Here is a 21,229-nt window from a genome sequence, read left to right on the forward strand (position 1 = left end):
ATTCTCAACGATAATTATTGAATTTCGTTGCTGGTTGCCAGTTGCTTGTGACAGCTATCTCAGTGGTCGTGGCTTACTCTATTTTCAGCGCTTTTCCTTGGGCTCCGATGGAGGGCATCTTCCCCTGGTGGCCTACATCCTGCGATTTGAGTCCCAGGGCCTTGAGCAAGGCCCGGTCCAGATGTTCCAGTCCGCCCTGGCTCTTTGCGGCTGCGGTCAGATCCCAGACCTTGCCGTTGATCATGATGGTGGGGGTCGAGAACTCCCCCTTGGCATCCTTGGCATCCTTGCGGGTGATGGCGTAGGCGTTGACCTTGTCCACCCACGGCCTGTAGGTTCCCTGGGCGAAACGGTCTGCCAGAGACCTAGGGACCCCTACCCCCAAGGCCTTGTCGGCCAGTCGAGCGTCAGAGACCGCCTGATAGGAGCTTTCATCGGGCTGGAAGTCGGATGCAAAGACGGCGGCAGCAAAGGCCGGCAGATGGTCCGGATCCTCCTGGGCCACCATGGCCAGGGCGTTGTCCACGCGGATGGAGTACTGGTCGCTGGAGGCCGAATCCAGGAAGTTCAAAAAGTTGTAAGTGACGTTGATCTGACCAGCGCTGATCATGCGCTGCAGCTGGGGATCAATGACCCGGCCCACCTTGCCGCACCAGGGGCACATGGGGTCCATAAAGATCTCAAGGGTCGGTGCGTCGGCAACCTTCTTCTTGCTGCCGACACCCTTGGCTGAAACGGTCAGCCCTCCCTGGTCGTCGGCCACCGATGGCTTGACGGTGACCTCCTGCAGGGCCTTGTAGGCCTTGGCATCCCCGCTGGGGCCCTGGCTGATTTGCGCGGCCGAGGCTCCTGATGAAGGCTTTTGGGCTGGCTGGTTGCCTGCTGAATGATCAGCCCACAGCATGTAGATGCCTGCCGCAAGTACCAGCACAAGAGCTACAGCCACCAGTATCAACGGAACCCTCCGCGAGCTCTGTGCAGGTGCGCTTTCTTCAGGCTCGCTCTCTTGAGGCTGGCCTGCAGGTTCTGCAGCCTGCGAAGAGTCCGCTGTGCCAGTTGCTGTGGCCGAAACGGTAGGCTTGGTCGCATTCACCGCGTCGTCCCCAGTCTGGTCCGGTTCCTCATGACTGTTCTGCTCCAGCGGTTTTGTCATGATCCATGGCCTTCCTTGCGATGATGATCCGTCGGCCTGCCCGTCGGACCTTTACCAATCTACACGAGGGTCGGCCGACGGGATGACCGTCCGGAGAATGTGCGCCGATATGAGCTGGTCACTTGCTCAGGCCCCGTAGCGCTCCAGATAGTCCCTGGCGGCATCGGCCGTGCGCTGATCCAGAATGGGCGACCCGTCCGGGCCTTTCATGGAGGCGGCCGCGTCGAAGATCTGGCGGACGTTGACGATGCTGATGACCGGGAAGTGGAATTCGTCCATGATGGATTCGACAGCCGAGCCTTGGCCCTTTCCGGTGCGCTCCATCCGGTCCACGGAGAGCACCAGGCCGACGATGGTCACCTTGGCCTGGGACATGATCTTGGGCACCACCTGGCGGACCGCGGTCCCGGCGGTCATGACGTCATCCACCAGCAGCACCCTCATGCCATCCCTTAACTGGGTGCCGACCATGAGCCCTCCGTCGCCGTGGTCCTTGACCTCCTTGCGGTCAAAGGTATAGCCGACCGGCATGCCGTGCGCCCCGCTCAGTGCGATGGCGGTGGAGACGGCCAGAGGGATCCCCTTGTAGGCCGGACCGAATACCGTATCGATGTCGGCGGGCAGGGTCCCCTGCTGCACGGCCTGCACGATGGTCCGGGCGTAGAACTCTCCCAGCAGGGCGATCAGCCGTCCGTCGTTGAAGGCCCCGGCGTTGATGAAGTAGGGCGAGCGCCGCCCCGACTTCAGGGTGAAGTCACCGAACTTGAGCGCTCCGCTTTGCAGCAGGAAGCTGGTGAAGCCCTCCTGGATGCGGCGGGTCTGCTCCTGGTCATCCCCGTCATGTTCGGCCCTGTTTTCCGCTGCGGATGCGTTCATCGCCAGCACTCCCCTTTCTTGAGCAAATCGGCCAGCTTGGGCCGCTCGTCCAACAGATCGTCCAGCTCCCGGGCCACCCTCATGGGCGCCACAGGATCCACCAGGGCCGCAGCCCCCACTTCCACGGCGTTGGCTCCGGCATAGAGGAATTCCAAGGCCGTGCGTCCCGAGTCGATGCCCCCGATGCCGATGATGGGAACCTCGGGCAGTGCCTGGCGCACCCGCCAGACGAAGGACAGAGCTATGGGCAGGATGCAGGGGCCGGAGACGCCGCCGGTGCCCTGGGCCAGGATGGGCCTGCCTGTGTTGATGTCGATGCGCATGCCCACCAGGGTGTTGATCAGGCTGAGGGCATCCGCTCCCCCATCGACGGCCGCCTTGGCCACTTCCACGATATCGGTGACGTTGGGGGTCAGCTTGACCACCATGGGCTTGTCGGTCAGACCCCGCAGCCTGGTGATCAGCCGGTTCAGCGCCTTGGCGTCGGTGCCTACGGACATTCCACCATGTGAGACGTTGGGGCAGGAGACGTTGATCTCCAGCATGTCAGCAGGGGAGTCGGCCAGCCGTTCCACGACTGTGGCATAGTCCTCGTCGCTGTGGCCGGCCACATTGGTGACCACGTTGGCTCCCAGGGCCTTGAGCCTGGGCAGCTCGTCCACCAGGTAATGGTCCACGCCCGGGTTCTGCAGGCCCACGGAGTTGACCATGCCGGCGGGGCTCTCGGCTGTCCTGGGCGTGGGGTTGCCTTCCCAGGGCACCGGCGAAACCCCCTTGGTGGAGATGGCGCCCATTTGGGAGACGTCGTAATAGTCGCCGCATGCATCCAGGTTGAAGGTGCCCGAGGCCGTGCCCACCGGATTCTTCCAGGGCGTGCCGGCCACAACAGTGCCATGCCGCCAGGCGTGCGGCTCCAGAGGGTCCATGATCGTCAGCCCGCTCATCGTGCCTCCTTCTTGTCCTCGCCTGCATCCCAGATCAGACGGTCGGCGGCAAAGACCGGGCCGTCCTTGCAGACCTTGAGCCTGCCGTCCACGGTGTCGACCACGCAGGCCACGCAGGTGCCATAGCCGCAACCCATCCGGGACTCCATGCAGCACTGGGCGGGCAGGCCGGCCTTATGGGCCCAGGCAGCCACGGCCCGCATCATGGGCAGGGGTCCGCAGGTCAGAATGATGGTCCGCTCGGGATCGATGTCGCCGCGCACCCGGTTCAAGAGGGTTATGACATCCCCGGAGGCATTGTCGATGGATTCCAATCGATCGGTCAGCGGGCCCATGATGGCATCGGCGAACCGATGGTCACGGTAGCCCAGCAGGGCGGTGGTGCGCACACCGGACCGGCCTTGCAGGCACTGGGCTGCGCGGATCAGCGGGGGGACGCCCAGGCCGCCGCCCACCAGCAGATAGTCAGCCGGCTTCCCCAGGTCGAAGCCATGGCCCAGGGGCCCCAGCAGGTCCACAGCCATGCCTGGCTGCAACCGGGAGAACTCATAGGTCCCCTGGCCCACGACGGCGAAGATGATCTCGATCTGCTCGCCCTCCAGGACCCGGCTGATGCCGAAGGGCCTGGGCATCATGGTCATGCGGTCGGCCGAGTAGAGGTTGATGAAGGCTCCTGCAGGAGCATGGGCTGCCAGGTAGGGGTCGCAGATGGTCATCCGCCAGACCTGCCGGTCCAACGGCTCCATGCCGGTGACCTGGGCCGTGCGGCGTCCGGGCATCCGGCCTGCCTGTTGGGCCTGCTCCTCCACCCGGCTGGTGGATATGAAGAGGTTGGGTTTCATCGGGCCTCCTTGATCGCCTGATTGAGATCGTCCTTCATAGCCTGCGCGGCTTGGCGGGCATCGCGTGTGACCATGCCCAGGGCCGCCTGAACGCTGAGCTGCGGGCTGTAGTCCGGATCCTTTCGCCAAGCGGCGATGATTCCCCGAGAGGAATTGACCACAGCACCGCCGCCGGACCGGTCGAACATGGGCGCCACGTCGGCCGCCGAACCGCCCTGGGCTCCGTAGCCGGGGACCAGGAAGAAGGTGTGGGGCATGGCCTGACGCAGAAGGGCCCCGTCCTCGGGGTGGGTAGCGCCGACCACGGCTCCAAGCCGGGAATAGCCCGATTCGCCTATGGAGGGCCGCCCCCAGGATTCGACCAATTCGCCCAGGCGCTGATAGATGGTGCCGCCGCCTGAGTCCGTATCCAGGCCCAGCTCCTGGATCTGGCTGCCCGAGGGGTTGGAGGTGCGGACCAGGGCGAAGAGGTCGCCCTGGATGTGCTCGGCCGCTTGCAGGAAGGGTTCCACCCCGTCGGAGCCCAGGTAGACGTTGATGGTCAGGGCATCCTCATACCAGGGGAACCTCCCGCCTGTTCGGTCCGGGCCATCCACAGCCTGCTCCGGGGCGAAGGGCAGGGGAAGCCCGTCCAGGTGGGCGGCGTAGGCCTCGGCCGTGGAGCCGATGTCCCCGCGCTTGACGTCCCCGATGACGTAGAGGCCTCGATCGGCTGCGGCCCGGCAGGTGCCGGTGTAGGCCCTGATGCCCCAGGCTCCCAGGGCCTCGTACATGGCGATCTGGGGTTTGACTGCAGGCACCAGGTCGGCCACGCCTTCCAGGATGGCCAGGTTGAAGCGCAGATAGGCCCGGGCCAGGTGGTCCGCCCAGACCGCCTGAGCCTGCTCGCCCTGGGCCTGCTGCGGGTCCTTGGGGTCCAGGCCCATCCGGGCCATGCTCCCGGCAGCGCGCTGCCTGGCCTGCTCGATCAGCTGGCTGGGCAGCAGTTCCGGTCGCGGATCCAGGCCGACCACGGTCGGATTCTGCTTGTCCTGGATGAGCGCGGTCAGTCGGTCCATGCTCAGTTCCTTTCCCTGGTGATGACACGGCTTTCAGGCAGGCGGGAGAAGACCAGACGCCCCTCCTTGATGGTGGCCATGACCCGTCCGGTCAGCTCTGCCCCGGCAAAGGGGGTGTTCCTCGCCTTGGAGTGGAAGCGGCTGGGATCAACCTTCCACTTGGCCTCGGGGTCCAAGATGACCAGGTCGACGGGTGGCTGGTCGGCCTCGCTGTGCTGATCGACTTCCAACAGAAGGTGACCGGTGTCGACTTGATTGACCTTGTGGGCCTTGCGCGAGGACAGGTCTTCGGGCAGGAGTCGCCGCATGCCCATGAGCTCGGCCGGCGCCAGGGACATGAGCTCGATCAGGCGGTCATGGCCGATGAGCCCGCTTGTGACCAGGACCTGGTTGCAGACCGCGTAGGCAGTCTCCAGGCCGATGATGCCGTTGGGGGCGTCCTTGAGCCCCAGCGCCTTCTCGGCAGCGGTGTGGGGGGCGTGGTCGGTGGCAATCATGTCGACAGTGCCGTCGGCCACGGCCTCAAGCGCAGCCTGCTGGTCAGCGCGGGAGCGCAGCGGAGGGTTCATCTTGGCCATGCTGCCGCAACGCAGCAGATCCTCGTCGCAGAGGGCCAGATAGTGGGGCGCGGTCTCACAGGTAATCGGCAGCCCATGGGCCTTGGCGCTTCGGACGGCTTCGAATCCCCCGGCAGTGCTGACATGCTGCAGATGCACCCTGGTGCCGGTGCGCTCCGCCAGGGCGATGTCGCGATGGATGATGGCGGTCTCGGTTGAGGCGGGAATCCCCTCCAGCCCCAGTTGACGGCTGACAGCGCCAAGATTGACCTGACCGTGCTCGTGATGTTCGCAGTGGTCCAGAATGGGCAGGTCGAATTCCCGGGCGTTGGCGGCCACAGCCTCCAGGGTCTGATCGGTGACGGCCGAGCCGTCGTCACTGATGGCGACTACGGGATGGTCCCAGCCGTGGCCGGGCAGGTGCCCCGACCAGTCGTCTGGGTTTGAGGCCTGACGGCCTGCCCGGTCCATGGTGGCCGCCACGCACAGGGCGTAGTCCGCCGGCAGGCGCAGCCCATGGTCCCGCTCATAGGATTCCAGATAGTCGATGACCGTGCGCCCGTCGGCCATCCGCGCTCGGCCGTCCATGGCAGGCTGGGTGTTGGGCATGAGCAGTATCAGCCCATAGCCTCCAGCCGCTGCGGCAGCGGTGCCGGTGACCATGTCCTCCTTGTCGGTCTGGCCAGGGTCACGCAGGTGGACGTGGGGGTCGATTAGGGCCGGAGCCAGCACCAGCCCCGAGGCATCTATCCGATCCGCCCCTGCTGACATGGCACCGGTCTCGTCGATCAGAGCACTGTCGACGGCCTGGGGAAGCACCAGATCGACCGCCCTGCCGCTGCGCCAATCGGTCAACCCCAGCAGCCGCATGTCAGTCTTCAGCCTTCTCGTCGCAGTAATCGCAGCGGTAGACCCCGGCAGCGTCCAGGTGGAAGCGCTGGTCCACGCCGGTCTCCACCGTGGTGACGCAACGGGGGTTGACGCAGGTGATGACGTTGACCAGATGGTTGGGGCGGTCAGGCTGATGCTTGCTGACGATCCTGCCCTGCCGGACCACGTCGACGGTGGCCTCAGGGGCGATGAACCCCAGGGCGGTCAGGTCCAGATCCCCGGTCTGCTCGATCTTGATGATGTCCTTGGACCCGTACTTGCGGCTGTCCGTGTTCATGATCAGGGCCAGCCGGGTCTTCGCCGGGTCCACGCGCAGGTAGTGCAAGACTTTCAGGGCTGTGCCCGCACGAACGTGATCAATGATGATGCCGTCGACAATGCTGGTGACCTTCATGCGGCCACCTCCTTCTGCTTGCGGTAACCGGGCAGCTCGTCGCCCAGCAGGGCGCTCTCCAGGGCCATTCTGACCAGCATGCCGTTGCGGACCTGCTGGAAGTAGGCCGCCCGCGGATCGTCGTCCACCTCCACGGCGATCTCATTGACCCTGGGCAGCGGGTGGAGGATGGCCATGTCGGGGCGCGCGGACCGAAGCTTGTCGGCATTGAGAATGTAAGTGTCGCGCAGACGCAGGTAGTCGTCCTCGTTGAAGAAGCGCTCCTGCTGGACACGGGTCATGTAGAGCACGTCCAGGTCGCCGATGACCCCATTCAGGTCCCCGGTCTCCCGGTAGGTGCAGTCGGCCGAGGAACGGATTCGTTCCAGAACGTATTCGGGGGTGCGCAGCTCGTCGGGGCTGATCAGGACGAAGTCCACATGGCCCAGGCGGCAGAGGGTGGTGATCAGGGAGTGGACGGTGCGGCCGAAGGTCAGGTCCCCGCACAGGCCGATGGTCAGGTGGTTCAGCCGGCCCTTGCGGGCGCGGATGGTAGCCAGGTCGGTCAGGGTCTGGGTCGGGTGCATGTGTCCGCCGTCTCCGGCGTTGATGACCGGGACCGTGGCTGCCTGGGAGGCCACCAGGGCGGCACCCTCCTTGGGGTGGCGGATGGCCACGATGTCGGCGTAGTTGGAGACCGTCTTCAGGGTGTCGCTGATGGACTCCCCCTTGGAGACGCTGGCCAGCTGGGCGCCCGCGAATCCGATGACCTGGCCGCCCAGACGGAGCATGGCCGTCTCGAAACTGAGCCGGGTGCGGGTGCTGGGTTCATAGAAGAGCGTGGCCAGGACACGGCCGTCGCAGGTATGGGCCACCTGACGGCGATGGGTGTCGATGTAGGCCGCCCGATCCAGCAGGTCCAGGATCTGGGTCATGGGAATGTCGTCGAGGGTTACCACACTTCGCCCACGAAGGGGAACGACGGCGGAAGAGGTGTTGGATGCGTGATCAACTTGTTGGGACAACGGCTCACCTTCCTCAAGGTGGCCACCTTATGTGACCTGAACAAGCATACGACCCCGGATGGACCCAGGTCAGCCGCCGTAGAAGAGCCGTTCCATGACCTGCCTGCAGCGGCGCATGGCCGCCAGCAGCTCGTTGACGAAGTGCTGGCCTCGGTGGGCCGGGTAGCCCAGGCAGACTGCAATGCCTCCCAGCACCTGTCCGTCGTCAGGCAGGATGTCCGCCTGGGATACCCTTCCGGACCAGAGGAAGTTGGCGTTCCGGGCTGCGGTGCAGAGCACCCAGCTGCGGCGCAGGGCCTTGGCATCCTTGGCCTTGATAAGTCCCGCGGCCTCCAGGGCATCCAGGGCGGTCAGCGTGCCGGTGACCTGCAGCTCAGGCAGATCGTGGGCATGACGCAGCTGGAGGAGCTGGACCGTCCATTCCACGTCAGACAGCCCTCCCCGGCCCAGCTTCAGATGCCGGTCCCGACGCACGCCGCGCGGCAGCCGCTCTGCCTCCATCCGGGCCTTGAGACGGCGGATCTGCCCCAGCTCCTCCTCGTCGGGCTGCTGCTCGGGGTAGCGGAGCGGATTGGCTATGCCCTCCAGAAAGTCCTTGGCCAAGCCGGCGTCCCCAGCTGCGAACCTGGCCCGGATCAGGGCCTGATGTTCCCAGGTCTCCGACCAGTCGCGGTAGTAGCGCTGGTAGGAGTCCAGGGAACGCACCAGAGGCCCCTGACGTCCTTCGGGGCGCAGGTCGAAGTCCAGGTCGATGCCGGGCTCCAGGCTGGCTGGTCCAGCCAGGACGGCCCGCAGGTCGGCTGTCACTCCACGTGCGAATTCGGCCGCCTGGTCCTGGTCGGCGCCTGATGCCGGACGGTAGACCAGCATGATGTCGGCATCCGAGTTGAAGTTGACCTCCCTGCCCCCGTATCGACCCATGCCGATCACGGCCAGATCGGCTGGTGCGCCAGCCTGTTCCGAACGGTGGTCCACGGCCCAGTCCAGGGCTGCATTGATGGCTGCATCGTAGACATCGGACATGCCCGCCAGGCAGGCCTGCTGATCGTCCACCCCGCTCATCCAGCCCAGCCCGATCCGTTCGATCTCCTGTCGGCGCATGGCCCGGACGGCTGTGGCGAACTCCTCCAGCGAGTCTGCATGCCTGGTTCGATAGGCTGCGGCGCGCTTGTCCAGAGTGGCCCGATCACGCGGGATCATGTCCTGGTCATGGCCCAGCCAGGTCACCGACTGGACGGACCGGGCCAGGGCGCCGGACAGATAGCGGGAGTTGGACAGAACATGGCAGAGGCGGCGGGCGGCCGAGGTGGAGTCCCGCAGGAATCCCAGGTAGGTGCTCTTGCCGCCGAAGTGCTCCTCAAGGGTTCGCCAGCCCAGGAGTCCCATGTCCGGATCCTGCCCCTCCCCCAGCCACTGGAGGACGGCGGGCATGAGAATGCGGTTGATGCGCGCCGATCGGGTGACCCCTGTGGTCAGGGCTGTGACGTGGCGAATGGCTGCATCGGGGTCGGCGAAGCCGGTGGAGGCGAACCTGGCGCGGGCCGCCTGGGGGCGCAGGCTGACCTCGTCCTCGTCCACCTGGGCGTTGATGGGCAGCATGGGACGGAAATAGATGGCCTGGTGAAGGTTGCGGACCTCGATTCTGGTGGCCTGGTATTGGGCCAGCATCTGGTCGGCGTGCAGACCGAAGGCCCGGGCCAGCCGCCTCAGATCGCGGTTGCTCTCCAGCTCCTCCAGGCTGGGCGGCCGCTGGCCGAGTTTGCCTGAACGGGTGATTTTCGGGAAGAGGTGAGTGCGGCGCAGCTGCCACATCTGCAGGCGATGCTCCATGACCCGCTCGAAGCGATAGTCATGGTCCAGCTGGTCGCCGTGCTTGCGTGAAATGTAGCCGCCGCGGGACAGGGCCTGCAGGGCATCCAGAGTGGCCGGACAACGCAGATCCGGGTCGCTGGAGCCATGGACCAGCTGGAGCATCTGGACGGTGAATTCCACATCCCGCAGTCCGCCCTGGCCCAGCTTGATTTCGCGCTCCTTGCGGTCCTCGGGTATCAGCCGCTCCACACGCTGGCGCATCCGCTGGCAGTCGTAGACGAAGTTGGGACGCTGGCAAGCCTCCCAGACCAGGGGCTCGACCATGGCCGAATAGTCCTGTCCCAGGGCCTTGTCGCCAGCGACAGGACGGGCCTTGAGCAGGGCCTGGAATTCCCAGTTCTCAGCCCACTGGGCATAGTAGTCGGCGTAAGAGGCCAGACGGCGCACCAGGGGGCCGTCACGTCCCTCGGGCCGCAGGGCGGTATCGACCTTCCATAGCGGCGGCTCGGTCGATCCGGGAATGACCGCCTGGCAGACCCGCTGCAGGAGGACGGCCATGGCAGTGCCGACGGCAATAAGATCAGTCCCATTCGGGTCCGCCCCCGAAGCCGGCTCCACCAAGTACATGAGATCCGCATCGGACACGTAGTTGAGCTCCTGGGCGCCCAGCTTGCCCATGCCAATGACGGTCAGACGGCATGAATCCGCATTGGGGACCTGACGGCAGGCAATGCTCAGGGCCCCTTGGAGTGCGGCATCGGCCATGTCTGACAGGGCCCTGCTGATTGATGGCTCCAGCTCCAGAGGGTCCTCAGCTGCCAGGTCTCGGGCCATGACTGCAGCCAGCTGCAGCCGGTATTCGAACCGCAGTGCATCGGCATACGCGGCCAGTGAAGGCGAGGATTCTGAATTCTTCTCCACCTTGTCCAAGGCGTCAAGGACCCGCCTCTGCCTGGTTTCCGCCGGGCAGTCAGCCAGGTGGTCGGGGTCGAGGGCGGCCGCCTCTGCCAGTTCCGGCCGCGAGCGCATCAGTCGGCCCATGGCCTCCGAGGCCCCCAACACCCTGATCAGCGACTGGGCGGCCTCTTGGTTTTCCTGCGGGGATCCGGCCAGAAAGCCCGGTCGGGCTCCTTGCGGATACTGCTCCAGAATTCGTATCAGCCCCGCAAGGGCTTCGTCCGGATCACAGGCCTGGTCGAGGCTCTGGACCAGGGTTTGCGCCAGAGCCTCGTCGTCCACCAGGCGGGCAAGCCGATCCAGCCGGACCCGGGCCTTGTCCAGGTCGTGCAGCCCAAGGTGGATCAGGGTCGAAGTGGTCGGTTGCGCCGGATCTTCCATGCCTCATCCCCTGCCTTTGCTTAAGGCTCCGCGACGACTCTGATGTCTGCGGAGCCGGTACAGGCATTATAGGGGTGACGGGTCGTCAGCCCTTGCGGCCCTCCCGGAAGGCGCAGACAGCGCAGTATACAGTGACGACGGCTAAGCACACGGAGAAGATCAGTGTGGGCCATGTCAGCAGGCTTCCGTCCCGCACAGCCTCAGCCAGGGATTGGACCAGCCAGATGGCGCAGGCTGCAGCAGTCAGGCCATACATCCGAGAACGAGCCTTGCCGGTGATACGCACGATTGTGCTCCTTTTTACCGATGTTCCAAAGATGGTTGATCGGCATGAGGGACGGCAAGTGCCCATCCCTCATGCCGATGATTGGTTAGCTCTTGCGGCGCTTGGACATGACGTCGATAGCCACGGCCAGCAGGAGCACCAGCCCCTTGATGGTCTTGACGATGGCCGTGTCCACGCCCATGATGGACAGTCCCTGGTTGATCACACCCATGACGAAGGCTCCGACGACCGCCCCGGGAATGGTGCCGATGCCGCCGGTGACAGCTGTGCCGCCGATGAAGCAGGATGCGATAGCGTCCATTTCGAACTCCATACCAGCCTGGGCGGTGGCCGAGGCCAGTCGTGAAAGCATGCAGATGGCTGCCACAGCGGACAGGAAGCCCATGTGGACGAATAGCGTGAAGTCCACCCGTTTGGCGTTGATGCCCGAGAGCACGGCAGCCTTGCGGTTGCCGCCCACTGCGTATACATGCCGGCCGAAGACGGTCCTGGTGAGGATGAAGTTGTAAATCAGGACCAATACGGCCACGATGACCAGCATTATGGGCGTCCCGCCCTGGTTCTCATTGCCGGAGGAGGCCAGCAGGTAGGTCACGAAGAGGATGACGACTGCGGCCACGATGATCTTGCCGGTCATCAAGGCCTTGGGCTCGGGAACCAGACCTACAGCCAGGGTCTTGCGGCGGCGGGCAATCTGCGACCAGGCGTATGCCAGGATGCAGATCAGGCCCAGCACCACTGTCAGGCCGTCGAAGGGGCCCCACCATCCCAGGATGTTGGGCAGGTAGTCACGGGCGATCCCCCTGAACTGTGCGGAGGTGATAGGCACGGACTCGCCGACGATGACTGTGGCCAGACCACGGAAGATCAGCATGCCGGCCAGGGTGGTGATAAATCCTGGAATGCCGATGACGGCGACCCAGAAGCCCTGCCAGATGCCGATCAGCAGACCTACGATCAGGGACAGGCCGATGGCCACGATCCAATTGACCCCCATATGTTCCATGAGGATGGCGCACACGCCTCCGATGAAGGCCACCAGCGAGCCCACCGACAAATCAATGTGGGTTGCGATGATGACCATGACCATGCCGATGGCCAGGATGATCACGTAGGCGTTCTGCTGGATCAGCGAGACGAAGCTGTTGGGTTTGAGCAGCACCCCCTTGGTCAGTATTTCGAAGACGACCACGATGACCACCAGAGCGCCGACGATGCCATACTGCCGGGCGTTGCTGGCCAGGGAGGCCAGAATGCCAGGTCCTGCCTGTTCTTGTTCCACCGCCTGGGCGGTGCTCTTGTTGCTGTTGGGCGAGCTCATCTGGCTGCCACTCCCTTCTTTTCCTGGGTCATGCCCTTCATCAGATATTCCTGCGAGAAGTCCCGGCGCTCCACGTCGTTGGTGATGACCCCCTGGCTGACCGTATAAATCCGGTCACAGATGCCGATCAGCTCGGGCAACTCCGAGGAGATGACCACCACAGCCTTGCCCTGGTCGACCAGCCGGTCGATGATCTCGTAGATCTCGTATTTGGCTCCCACATCAATGCCTCGGGTGGGCTCGTCCAGGATGAGCACATCAGGATCCGAGATCACCCACTTGGCCAGCACGACCTTTTGCTGGTTGCCGCCGGAAAGGGTGGAGACGGGCACATCGATATTGCTGCACTTGATGTTGAAGTCCTTGCGGTACTCCTCCACCCGTGCCCTCTCCAGGTTCTCGTTCATGACCCCATGGCGGCTCATTTTCTTGAGCGAGGCCAAGGAGGCGTTTTCCCTGATGTTCTGCAGCAGGTTGAGTCCGAAGACCTTGCGGTCCTCAGTGGCATAGGCCAGGCCAGAATCGATGGCCGACTGGACGTTCGGCAGCTCGACCCGACGGCCATGCATCTCGATTCTGCCGCTGATGTGGCTGCCATAGGATCGCCCGAAGATGCTCATGGCCATCTCGGTGCGGCCCGCACCCATGAGTCCCGCCAGTCCGACGATCTCACCCTGGTGAACCACCAGATTGGCATGATCGACCACGGTGCGGGAGGGATCCTGCGGATGGTGGACGGTCCAGTCGCTGACCTTGAGCACCTCCTTGCCGATGTGCGGCACGTGCTCGGGATAGAGGTTGGTCAGCTCGCGGCCGACCATCTTCTGGATGAGCAGATCCTGATCCAGCGGGTGGTCTTGGTCGATTCGCATGCCGCCCACCGTGGAGCCATCGCGCAGAATGGTCACACCATCCGCAATCTGCCCCACCTCGCCCAGCTTGTGGGTGATGAGGATGCTGGTCACTCCCTGCTGGTCACGCAGCTGTCTGACCAGATCCAGCAGATGATCGGAATCATCGTCGTTCAAGGCGGCTGTGGGCTCATCCAGAATCAGCAGCCTGACGTGCTTGGACAGCGCCTTGGCGATCTCCACCAGCTGCTGCTTGCCCACTCCAAGGTCCATGACCCTGGTGTCGGGTTTCTCGTCCAGCCCCACACGCTCCAACAGACGCGAGGCCTTGGCCCTGGTCGTGTCCCAGTCCATTACGCCATTGTGGGCCTGCTCATTGCCCAGGAAGATGTTCTCGGCAATGGATAGGAAAGGGCTCAGCGCCAGCTCCTGGTGGATGATGACGATGCCGTCGTCCTCCGAATCATTGATGGTCCGGTAGCGGCAGGGCTTGCCGTCGAACAGGATTTCGCCGGTATAGCTGCCATGAGGGTAGACCCCGGACAGCACATTCATCAGGGTTGACTTGCCGGCCCCGTTTTCCCCGCAGATGGCATGGATTTCGCCCTTGCGCACATCCATGTCGACATTGGACAGGGCCTTTACCGGACCGAAGGTCTTGGTGATTCCCTGCATTCGCAACAAGATGTCCTCGTCGGACATGCTTTCACCTCCTGTGCGCCGACCGTCCCTCCCCTTGACCGGAAGCGGGACGGTCCGGCGCGACTGTGATGCCAACCTCACTTGGTCAGCTGATCGAATCGTGCCTGGGTCAGGTAGTTCGCCTTGACCAGATCGGTCAGGTTGTCCTTGGTGATGGCCTTGGGATCCAGCAGCTTCGAGGGCACCTTGATGCTGTTGTTGTCAAAGGTGCCATTGATGCCAGTGACCTTCTTGCCTTCGGCGATTTCGATGATCATGTCGTAGACGGCCTGGGCCAGCTTGTTGACGTCCTTGAAGACGGTCTGACCCTGCAGTCCCTTGGAGATGTTGGCCACGGAGATCTCCATGGCGTCCTGCCCGGTGATCTTGGGCCAGTTGTCGGTATTGGGCTGGATGTCGGGCCTCTTGGACTGGATGGCGTTGATGACTCCCTGGCTGATGCCGTCATAAGGGCTCAGCACTGCATCCAACCGCTCGCCATGGGCGTAGGTCGAATCAAGAATGGACTCCATGTCCTTCTGGGCCTGCTCGGTCTTCCAGGACTGGACGGAGATCTTCTGCCAGTCTGAAAGCTTGAAGTCCTTGGTCACACCGCCGCCATGCTGGGAGGGACTGACCAGAACGCCCGACTTGAAGTAGGGCTGCAGCAGCTCCCAGGCGCCCTTGAAGAAGTACTTGGCGTTGTTGTCGTCGGGAGAACCGGTAAAGAGCTCAATATTGAATGGACCCTTGGCTCCGTTTTTGAGCCCCAGCTGGTCGATCAGCCAGTTGGCCTCCAGCACGCCGGTGCGCTCAAGCTGGAAGGTCGCATAGTAGTCAACGGCCTTGGTGTTCATGATCAGCCGGTCATAGGCGATGACCTTGGCCCCGGCGTCCTTGGCCTTCTCGACAGCCGGCCCGACAGCTGTGCCGTCCTTGGAAGCCACCACAACGATCTTGGCGCCCTTGTTGACCATGTTCTCGATGTCGGCATTCTGCTGGGCGGGCTTGTCATCCGCGAAGGAGAGCACTACCTTGTAGCCTGCTTTCTCCAGTTTGCTCTTGAGGTTGTTGCCGTCCTTGTTCCAACGTTCCTCGGACTTGGTGGGCATGGACACGCCGATGGTGGCGCCTTTGCCGATCGATCCTCCCTCCTGGGAGGAACTGGAGGCACGTGAACCTCCGCAAGCACCCAGTCCGGTCAGCATGGCGACGCCGATGACCGCCGCCATGGCTCGTTGCATCATCTTCATGAAGACTCCTTCATCCTTGAATTCTCCGGCAGGCATCTCCGTCTGCCTGGGTCCCTTCATTGCAGGCCCAGTGGTCAGCATAGCCATTTGTGTTTACTTTATCAACTCAACAAAGCTGATTATCTATTTATCTGTTTCGTACATGAACTTAATAATTCGCTCGAACTTTTGGCTTTATCGGCGCAAGGGGTGCACTGGGAGGGGGCAAGCCACGATCTTGGCTACACTGGAACCTATGGCACATCGATTGTTCGGTTCACAGTCCTCACTGCGTGAGGCCAACCGTGCCCTCCTGCTGGATACGATCCGAAGATTCGGCGCCATGACCCAGATCGAATTGGCTGAAAATACCGGGCTTTCAACGGCCACTGTCTCCAACCTGGTACGCCTGATGGGCGAGCAAGGACTTCTGGAGACATCTTCCACCACCAGAAACGGCCGCCGCGCCACCCTGGTCATGCTGGCCCGCCGCAAGGGCCTCGGAGTCGGGCTCTACATCGGCCGTCACGAAATGCGGCTGGAAGTTGTCGACGCCAGCCATGCCATCCTGGCAGAGCATGATATGGCGCTGCCACGGCAGCACAAGCCTGACACAACCCTGGAACGGGCCATGATCCTGATCAAGGAGACGCTGACTTCCATCGGCGCCCAATCGGATGAGCTTGTCGGCCTGGGCCTGGCCATGGGGGCCCCAGTGGACTGCAGAACTCACCAGCTGGCCATTCCCGGCATCCTGCGAGGCTGGGACAAGGAGGATCTGATAGGCACCTTCCATGAGGCTTTCCAGGTGCCGGTCCAGGTGGACAACGATGCCAACTTCTCAGCCATGGCCGAGCTGAGAATGGGCGCGGCAGTCGGCAGACGAAACTTCGTTTACATCCACGCCAATGACGGTGTGGGTGCGGGAATCGTCATCAACGGCGAGGTGTGGCGGGGCACCACCGGGCTGGCAGGCGAAATAGGCCATGTCCAGGTGGATCCCTTGGGCGATATCTGCATCTGCGGCAACCGCGGGTGCCTGAATACGGTGGTGGACGAGAGCCGTCTGGTCTCCTTGCTCAGCGTGACACACGGGAACATGACCCTGGAGGATCTGGTGGGCAATGCCGTCAAGGGGGACCCGGGCTGCAGACGGATTGTGGGCGACGCGGCCATCCGCATCGGCAATGTAGTAGCCGATCTGTGCAACGCCGTGGATCCCGAGGTGGTGATTCTGGGAGGCATTCTGAGCACAACCGAAGACGTGTTTCTGGAACCCCTCCGGGAGACCCTTCAGCGCATGCTTTTCCCTGACGCCATGGTTCCCATGGAGGTGCTCCCTGCCCGCTATCCGATTACCGGTTCCGCTTTGGGGGCGGCTATGATGGCTGTCGATAGCGTCAACGAACACATTGATGTGTCCAACAAGTCCGCAGGTCGATCATCGTAGAGGAGGTGACCTGGATTGCATAAAACCGCTGTCTTGATGCAGATGGACGACCTCTGCATCAGGTTCGGGTTCGTTGAGGCCCTCAAACATATCAACCTGGATATCCGCCAACACGAAGTGCTCGCCATCGTAGGCGACAATGGAGCAGGCAAGTCCACACTGGTCAGGATTCTGTCCGGCTTGATCCGACCCGACCAGGGTACCTTGCTCTGGAAGGGCCGACCGACCAGCATTCCCTCGATCAGAGTCGCCAATCAGTTGGGCATTGCAGCCGTTTTCCAGGGGCAGGACTTCTGCGACAACCTGGATGTCTCCTCCAACCTCTTCCTGGGCAAGGAATTGCGCGATCGTCACCATCGGCGTGACGACGAAGCCATGCGTCGGCGCACCCGTCAGGTCCTCCAGTCGCTGTCCTCCCCCATCCGCGTGGGACAACCCATGGCAACCCTTTCCCTGGGGCAAAAACAGACTGTATCGATCGCCAGGACCCTGCTGGACAATCCGGAGCTGATCCTGCTCGACGAGCCGACGGCCTCCTTGTCAGTCATGCAGTCCGCAGAGGTGCTCAACTACATCAAGCGCATGCGTTCCGAGGGGCGCAGCATACTCATGGTCTGCCACGATCTGCCGGACGTTTTCGCGGTTTCCGACCGCATAGCAGTCATGCGCCAGGGACGGCTGGTAGGAGTCCTTCCTACGGCCAAGACATCTTATGAGACTGTAATAGCCTTGATTTCGGGCATTGATCCCGAAGATGTCATACAGGACCAGGAGCAGCTGGATGCCATGGCCAGAGCCAACGCCCGCGTCCACGCCCTGCGCGGCACCAGAAAGATATTGCCCGAGCAATCATGAACAAAGGAATCCTGGAATGCAGCTGACCGATATCCTCCTGACCATTGCCTGCGCCCTGATAGGGCTGGCAGTGGGACTGATCTACGGACTTCTGCCGAAGAAAAACGACCGACTGACCGATTCGCAGCAGCGCTGGACACAGGTCCTGTCCCTGATCGGGGTCGGCCTGGTGGTGATCCTTATTCTGCTGGGGCGCGACCTGGCCTCCTGGGTGACCATCGGAGGGATGATCCTCGGTCTGTTGATTGGCATGATACCGCCGCTGAACAGGGCTGCACTCAAGGTCTGGCCATGGCTGAGGCCCCGCACCGACAATCAGGGCCAAAAGCGCCGCTGAAAGCTGGCGATCACGCTTTTGCCGTCATCGATGCGGGGCCTCCCCCGCTCCTATGCAATTATTTTTGGCTGCTGACCGGCTACTCCTTGGCACCCGTCTGATGAAAGAGGTGGCGGACGTTGTGCCAGATGCGCCTGGTGACGCCGGAGTGGTTCATGGAGTAGAGGTGGATGCCGTCCACCCCATGGGCCACCAGGTCGGCGATCTGCTGTGAGGCGTAGATGATGCCCGCCTCGCGCAGGCTGGCCCGGTCGTCGCCCCAGCGCTCCAGGATGGATTCAACCGCCGCCGGGATCCGCGCCTGGCAGACCTCGCTCATGTGCCGGACCTGGCCCTCGTTGGTGATGGGCATGATGCCGGCCTCGATGGGCACTTGGATGCCGGCTGCCCGGGCCCGGTCCAGGAAGTCCAGAAAATCGGCGTTGTCGTAGAAGAGCTGCGAAACCAGATGATCCACGCCGGAATCCACCTTGATTCGCAGATTCTCAATGTCCTCCTCGGGCGAGGCGGCCTCAGGGTGGGTCTCAGGATAACAGGCCCCGTATATCGACAGGTTGGGCCGACGGGAGCGGATGTAGGCGGCCAAGTCGCTGGCATGGTCGAAGACTCCGGCGGGCTCGCGGCCCTCCACGCTGTCGCCGCGCAGGGCCAGCACCGCTGCCACCCCTGCATCATCGAACATGTCCAGGGCCTGGTCGATCACCTCGCGGTCCGCATACTGGGCGGTCAAATGAGCCACGGCAGGGATGCCGTACTCGGTATGGATGGTCTTGGCTATGCGGGCCGTGGCTGTGCGGTCCGAGCGCCGGCCGGTCCCGTAGGTCACCGAGATGAAGTCGGGCATCAGCCCTTCCAGACCGTCCAGGGTGTCATAGATGGTGCCCACCGGGGCATCGCGCTTGGGGGGAAAGACCTCCAGGGAAAAGATAGGCTCATGCATGATCCGACTCCTGACTGGACGATAGTTCCGCACGCACCTGATGGGCGGCGGCCACCATGTGCTCCAGGCTGGGCCAGGTCTCCTTGTCGCCTCGGGTCTTCAAACCGCAGTCGGGGTTGATCCAGACCTTGGCCGCGTCCAGCTTCTTGAGGATGGCGTGGATCCGGTCCACGATCTCCTCGGTGGAGGGGATGCGCGGCGAGTGGATGTCGTAGACTCCGGGGCCCGCCTCGGTCTCGAACCTGGCCTCCTGGATGGCATCCAGGACGGTCAGGTCGGAGCGGGAGGCTTCGAAGGAGATCACGTCGGCGTCCATGGCATCAATGTCCTTGATGATGTCGTTGAACTCCGAGTAGCACATGTGGGTGTGAATTTGGGTAGTGGGTTTGACCCCGGAATGCACCAGCCGGAAGGCGGGGATGGCCCAGTCCAGGTATCGGCTGTGCCAGTCGGAGCGCCGCAGCGGCAGCTTCTCGCGCAGGGCGGCCTCGTCGATCTGGATAATGCGGATGCCCGCGGCCTCCAGGTCCAGAACCTCGTCACGGATGGCCAGGGCCAGCTGGCGGGTCTGCTGCTTGTGATCGATGTCCTCGCGGGGCCAGGACCAGTTGAGAATGGTCACCGGACCTGTCAGCATACCCTTGACCACATGCTTGGTGCGGGACTGGGCATATGAGGACCAGCGGACGGTGATGGGCCGGGCGCGGGAGATGTCCCCCCAGACGATGGGAGGCTTGACGCAGCGGGTGCCGTAGGACTGGACCCAGGCATTCCGGGTGAAGAGGTAGCCCTTGAGGTTCTGGCCGAAGTACTCGACCATGTCGTTGCGCTCGAACTCGCCGTGGACCAGGACATCCAGGCCGATCTGCTCCTGGTGGTCGATGACCTGGTCGATCTTGCGGGCGATGAAGTCGTCGTAGTCCTCCTGGCTGATCTCCTTCTTGCGCAGGCGGGCACGCTCGGCGCGGACCTCGGCGGTCTGGGGGAAGGAGCCGATGGTGGTGGTCGGCAGCAGGGGCAGACCCAGCTCCTGGGCCTGGATCCTCTGGCGTTCGGGCCGGGCCGGGGTACGCACAAAGTCCTCGTCCTTAAGGCCGGCCAGGCGCTGCTGCACCTGGGGGTCGGGCTGGACGCGGCTGCCGTCGAAGAGCTTCTGGTTGTCGGCAAGGGCCTTGCTGGAGCGACGCTGATCCTCGTCGGCATCGGCCAGCTGGGCCAGGTCGTGCAGCTCGCCCAGCTTCTCCAGGGCGAAGGCGAAGTGGGGCCGCACGGTGTCGGCATCCAGCCCATCCTCGTCGGCCACGGTATAGGGCACGTGCAGCAGTGAGCATGCGGTGGACACCACCACGTTCGGGGTCACCTGGTGCAGGGCATCCAGCAGGCCCAGGCTGACTGCATAGTCGTTGCGCCAGATGTTGCGGCCGTTGACCAGGCCGGCGAAGATGGCCGTTCCCTCCGGCACGCCATGCTCCTTGAGGGCCGCCAGGTTCTCATCCCTGCCCTCGACCAGATCCAGGCCGATGCCGTCGAAGCCCAGGTCAGCCAGCCGGGCATAGCAGTCGCCAATATGGCCGAAGTAGGTGTTGAGCAGGATACGGACCTTGCCCTGGCCGCTCTGGCGGGCCTTGAGAATGGGCCCATAGAGGGTATCGAAGAGGTCCTGGTCGCCCGGTTCCTTGTCCAGGACCAGATAGGGCTCGTCCAGCTGTACCCAGTCGGCGCCAAGGCCAATGAACCGCTCCAGTATGGTCGCATAGGCCTTGGCCAGGTCCTGGACCAGTGCCGGGTCAGGATCCAGCAGCTCGCCCTGGGGGCCGCGTGCCAGCTTGAGGAAGGTGTAGGGGCCGATCAGCACCGGCTTGGCGGCGATGCCCTGCTCGCGCGCCTCCTGGAACTCCTTGAAAGGCTTGTCGCCCTCAAGGGCGATTTTGGTGTCCTGGTCGATCTCGGGAACCAGGTAGTGGTAGTTGGTGGTGAACCACTTCTTCATGGGCAGGGCGGTCACGTCACCCTGCTCCCCCTGGTAGCCGCGGCCCATGGCGAAGAGGGTGTCCTCTGGGCCCAGGCCCAGCTTCCGATAGCGCTCGGGCACGACGCCCAGGAGGATGGACGTATCCAAGACCTGGTCGTAGTAGCTGAAATCGTTGACGGGAATCAGGTCGACGCCGGCCTCCTGCTGAAGCTGCCAGTGCCTGGCCCGCAGATCGGCGGCCGTGCGCCGAACCTCGTCCAGATTCCGTTCGCCCTTCCAATAGCCCTCGATGGCCCTCTTGAGTTCGCGGTGCGCGCCTATGCGCGGGAATCCGGACACGGATGTAATCGCTGCCATGAAACCTCCCAGTTTCGTCCTGATGTCTTTGGTCAGCCTATCAGCGGCGGGAGGAGGCGGGTAATTGGTGCAAATAAG

The 21,229-nt window shown here is 63.4% G+C and carries 18 protein-coding genes; 3 read left to right on the forward strand and 15 right to left on the reverse strand.

The genetic code is table 11. The features are described 5' to 3' along the window. Positions 1 to 73: 73 nt before the first annotated feature. The 13 genes from QRX40_RS04295 to QRX40_RS04355 form a co-directional block, all read right to left on the reverse strand. Positions 74 to 1,153, reverse strand: coding sequence for a thioredoxin domain-containing protein (locus QRX40_RS04295; RefSeq protein ID WP_313836531.1), 1,080 nt, complete (start codon positions 1,151 to 1,153; stop codon positions 74 to 76). A 126-nt stretch (positions 1,154 to 1,279) separates the two neighbouring features. Continuing rightward, positions 1,280 to 2,029 carry an orotate phosphoribosyltransferase gene (gene pyrE / locus QRX40_RS04300; protein WP_313836532.1) on the reverse strand — a complete coding sequence of 250 codons (750 nt, stop codon included), beginning with the start codon at positions 2,027 to 2,029 and terminating at the stop codon, positions 1,280 to 1,282. Next, positions 2,026 to 2,973, reverse strand: coding sequence for a dihydroorotate dehydrogenase (locus QRX40_RS04305; RefSeq protein ID WP_101432402.1), 948 nt, complete (start codon positions 2,971 to 2,973; stop codon positions 2,026 to 2,028). Before QRX40_RS04305 ends, pyrE begins: the two co-directional genes overlap by 4 nt. After that, positions 2,970 to 3,815, reverse strand: a complete 846-nt coding sequence (locus QRX40_RS04310) for a dihydroorotate dehydrogenase electron transfer subunit (RefSeq protein ID WP_313836534.1) — start codon at positions 3,813 to 3,815, stop codon at positions 2,970 to 2,972. The genes QRX40_RS04305 and QRX40_RS04310 overlap by 4 nt, the downstream gene beginning before the upstream one ends. Next, the gene (pyrF, locus tag QRX40_RS04315) at positions 3,812 to 4,873 is read right to left on the reverse strand and encodes an orotidine-5'-phosphate decarboxylase (protein ID WP_313836536.1); all 1,062 of its coding nucleotides are present in this window, start codon (positions 4,871 to 4,873) and stop codon (positions 3,812 to 3,814) included. Before pyrF ends, QRX40_RS04310 begins: the two co-directional genes overlap by 4 nt. Before the next feature lie 2 nt (positions 4,874 to 4,875). Continuing rightward, positions 4,876 to 6,300, reverse strand: a complete 1,425-nt coding sequence (locus QRX40_RS04320; protein ID WP_313836538.1) for a dihydroorotase — start codon at positions 6,298 to 6,300, stop codon at positions 4,876 to 4,878. A 1-nt stretch (position 6,301) separates the two neighbouring features. After that, positions 6,302 to 6,715 (reverse strand): aspartate carbamoyltransferase regulatory subunit, encoded by a 414-nt coding sequence (locus QRX40_RS04325; RefSeq protein ID WP_015021856.1) that lies wholly within the window; start codon positions 6,713 to 6,715, stop codon positions 6,302 to 6,304. Then, positions 6,712 to 7,719, reverse strand: a complete 1,008-nt coding sequence (gene pyrB, locus QRX40_RS04330) for an aspartate carbamoyltransferase (RefSeq protein WP_024627990.1) — start codon at positions 7,717 to 7,719, stop codon at positions 6,712 to 6,714. Before pyrB ends, QRX40_RS04325 begins: the two co-directional genes overlap by 4 nt. A 69-nt stretch (positions 7,720 to 7,788) precedes the next feature. Further along, positions 7,789 to 10,869, reverse strand: coding sequence for a bifunctional [glutamine synthetase] adenylyltransferase/[glutamine synthetase]-adenylyl-L-tyrosine phosphorylase (locus tag QRX40_RS04335; protein ID WP_313836540.1), 3,081 nt, complete (start codon positions 10,867 to 10,869; stop codon positions 7,789 to 7,791). A gap of 85 nt (positions 10,870 to 10,954) precedes the next feature. After that, entirely contained in the window at positions 10,955 to 11,155 is a 201-nt protein-coding gene (locus tag QRX40_RS04340) for a hypothetical protein (RefSeq protein WP_024627988.1), read from the reverse strand. An 85-nt stretch (positions 11,156 to 11,240) separates the two neighbouring features. Next, positions 11,241 to 12,476, reverse strand: a complete 1,236-nt coding sequence (gene mmsB / locus QRX40_RS04345; RefSeq protein ID WP_024627987.1) for a multiple monosaccharide ABC transporter permease — start codon at positions 12,474 to 12,476, stop codon at positions 11,241 to 11,243. Further along, complete coding sequence (locus QRX40_RS04350) at positions 12,473 to 14,029, reverse strand: ATP-binding cassette domain-containing protein (protein ID WP_313836542.1); 1,557 nt, start codon at positions 14,027 to 14,029, stop codon at positions 12,473 to 12,475. Before QRX40_RS04350 ends, mmsB begins: the two co-directional genes overlap by 4 nt. Positions 14,030 to 14,106: 77 nt before the next feature. After that, on the reverse strand, positions 14,107 to 15,261 hold the full coding sequence (locus tag QRX40_RS04355; protein WP_045924497.1) for a sugar-binding protein: 1,155 nt from the start codon (positions 15,259 to 15,261) through the stop codon (positions 14,107 to 14,109). Positions 15,262 to 15,496: 235 nt separating this feature from the next. Here QRX40_RS04355 and QRX40_RS04360 point away from each other — a divergent pair, with 235 nt between their 5' ends. The 3 genes from QRX40_RS04360 to QRX40_RS04370 are packed head-to-tail and all read left to right on the forward strand — an operon-like array spanning position 15,497 to position 17,882. Beyond that, positions 15,497 to 16,690: an ROK family transcriptional regulator gene (locus QRX40_RS04360; RefSeq protein WP_313836544.1), complete on the forward strand. Its 1,194-nt coding sequence runs from the start codon at positions 15,497 to 15,499 to the stop codon at positions 16,688 to 16,690. Between the two features lie 15 nt (positions 16,691 to 16,705). Next, positions 16,706 to 17,545 (forward strand): ATP-binding cassette domain-containing protein, encoded by an 840-nt coding sequence (locus tag QRX40_RS04365; RefSeq protein WP_313836546.1) that lies wholly within the window; start codon positions 16,706 to 16,708, stop codon positions 17,543 to 17,545. Positions 17,546 to 17,561: 16 nt separating this feature from the next. Beyond that, complete coding sequence (locus tag QRX40_RS04370; RefSeq protein WP_306220883.1) at positions 17,562 to 17,882, forward strand: hypothetical protein; 321 nt, start codon at positions 17,562 to 17,564, stop codon at positions 17,880 to 17,882. A 79-nt stretch (positions 17,883 to 17,961) separates the two neighbouring features. On the opposite strand, the gene metF is transcribed toward QRX40_RS04370, so the two are convergent. Beyond that, complete coding sequence (metF, locus tag QRX40_RS04375) at positions 17,962 to 18,822, reverse strand: methylenetetrahydrofolate reductase [NAD(P)H] (RefSeq protein ID WP_313836548.1); 861 nt, start codon at positions 18,820 to 18,822, stop codon at positions 17,962 to 17,964. Further along, entirely contained in the window at positions 18,815 to 21,151 is a 2,337-nt protein-coding gene (metE, locus tag QRX40_RS04380; RefSeq protein WP_313836550.1) for a 5-methyltetrahydropteroyltriglutamate--homocysteine S-methyltransferase, read from the reverse strand. The genes metF and metE overlap by 8 nt, the downstream gene beginning before the upstream one ends. Positions 21,152 to 21,229 lie beyond the last annotated feature (78 nt).

This window comes from Bifidobacterium sp. H6bp9, from assembly GCF_032193695.1.
Taxonomy (GTDB): Bacteria; Actinomycetota; Actinomycetes; order Actinomycetales; family Bifidobacteriaceae; genus Bombiscardovia; species Bombiscardovia kimbladii.

What these genes read in the sequence shown, in the direction of transcription:
- QRX40_RS04295 (WP_313836531.1), bottom strand. Translation starts at nt 1,153, where the DNA reads ATGACAAAACCGCTGGAGCAGAACAGTCATGAGGAACCGGACCAGACT.
- pyrE (WP_313836532.1), bottom strand. Translation starts at nt 2,029, where the DNA reads ATGAACGCATCCGCAGCGGAAAACAGGGCCGAACATGACGGGGATGAC.
- QRX40_RS04305 (WP_101432402.1), bottom strand. Translation starts at nt 2,973, where the DNA reads ATGAGCGGGCTGACGATCATGGACCCTCTGGAGCCGCACGCCTGGCGG.
- QRX40_RS04310 (WP_313836534.1), bottom strand. Translation starts at nt 3,815, where the DNA reads ATGAAACCCAACCTCTTCATATCCACCAGCCGGGTGGAGGAGCAGGCC.
- pyrF (WP_313836536.1), bottom strand. Translation starts at nt 4,873, where the DNA reads ATGGACCGACTGACCGCGCTCATCCAGGACAAGCAGAATCCGACCGTG.
- QRX40_RS04320 (WP_313836538.1), bottom strand. Translation starts at nt 6,300, where the DNA reads ATGCGGCTGCTGGGGTTGACCGATTGGCGCAGCGGCAGGGCGGTCGAT.
- QRX40_RS04325 (WP_015021856.1), bottom strand. Translation starts at nt 6,715, where the DNA reads ATGAAGGTCACCAGCATTGTCGACGGCATCATCATTGATCACGTTCGT.
- QRX40_RS04335 (WP_313836540.1), bottom strand. Translation starts at nt 10,869, where the DNA reads ATGGAAGATCCGGCGCAACCGACCACTTCGACCCTGATCCACCTTGGG.
- mmsB (WP_024627987.1), bottom strand. Translation starts at nt 12,476, where the DNA reads ATGAGCTCGCCCAACAGCAACAAGAGCACCGCCCAGGCGGTGGAACAA.
- QRX40_RS04350 (WP_313836542.1), bottom strand. Translation starts at nt 14,029, where the DNA reads ATGTCCGACGAGGACATCTTGTTGCGAATGCAGGGAATCACCAAGACC.
- QRX40_RS04355 (WP_045924497.1), bottom strand. Translation starts at nt 15,261, where the DNA reads ATGAAGATGATGCAACGAGCCATGGCGGCGGTCATCGGCGTCGCCATG.
- QRX40_RS04360 (WP_313836544.1), top strand. Translation starts at nt 15,497, where the DNA reads ATGGCACATCGATTGTTCGGTTCACAGTCCTCACTGCGTGAGGCCAAC.
- QRX40_RS04370 (WP_306220883.1), top strand. Translation starts at nt 17,562, where the DNA reads ATGCAGCTGACCGATATCCTCCTGACCATTGCCTGCGCCCTGATAGGG.
- metF (WP_313836548.1), bottom strand. Translation starts at nt 18,822, where the DNA reads ATGCATGAGCCTATCTTTTCCCTGGAGGTCTTTCCCCCCAAGCGCGAT.
- metE (WP_313836550.1), bottom strand. Translation starts at nt 21,151, where the DNA reads ATGGCAGCGATTACATCCGTGTCCGGATTCCCGCGCATAGGCGCGCAC.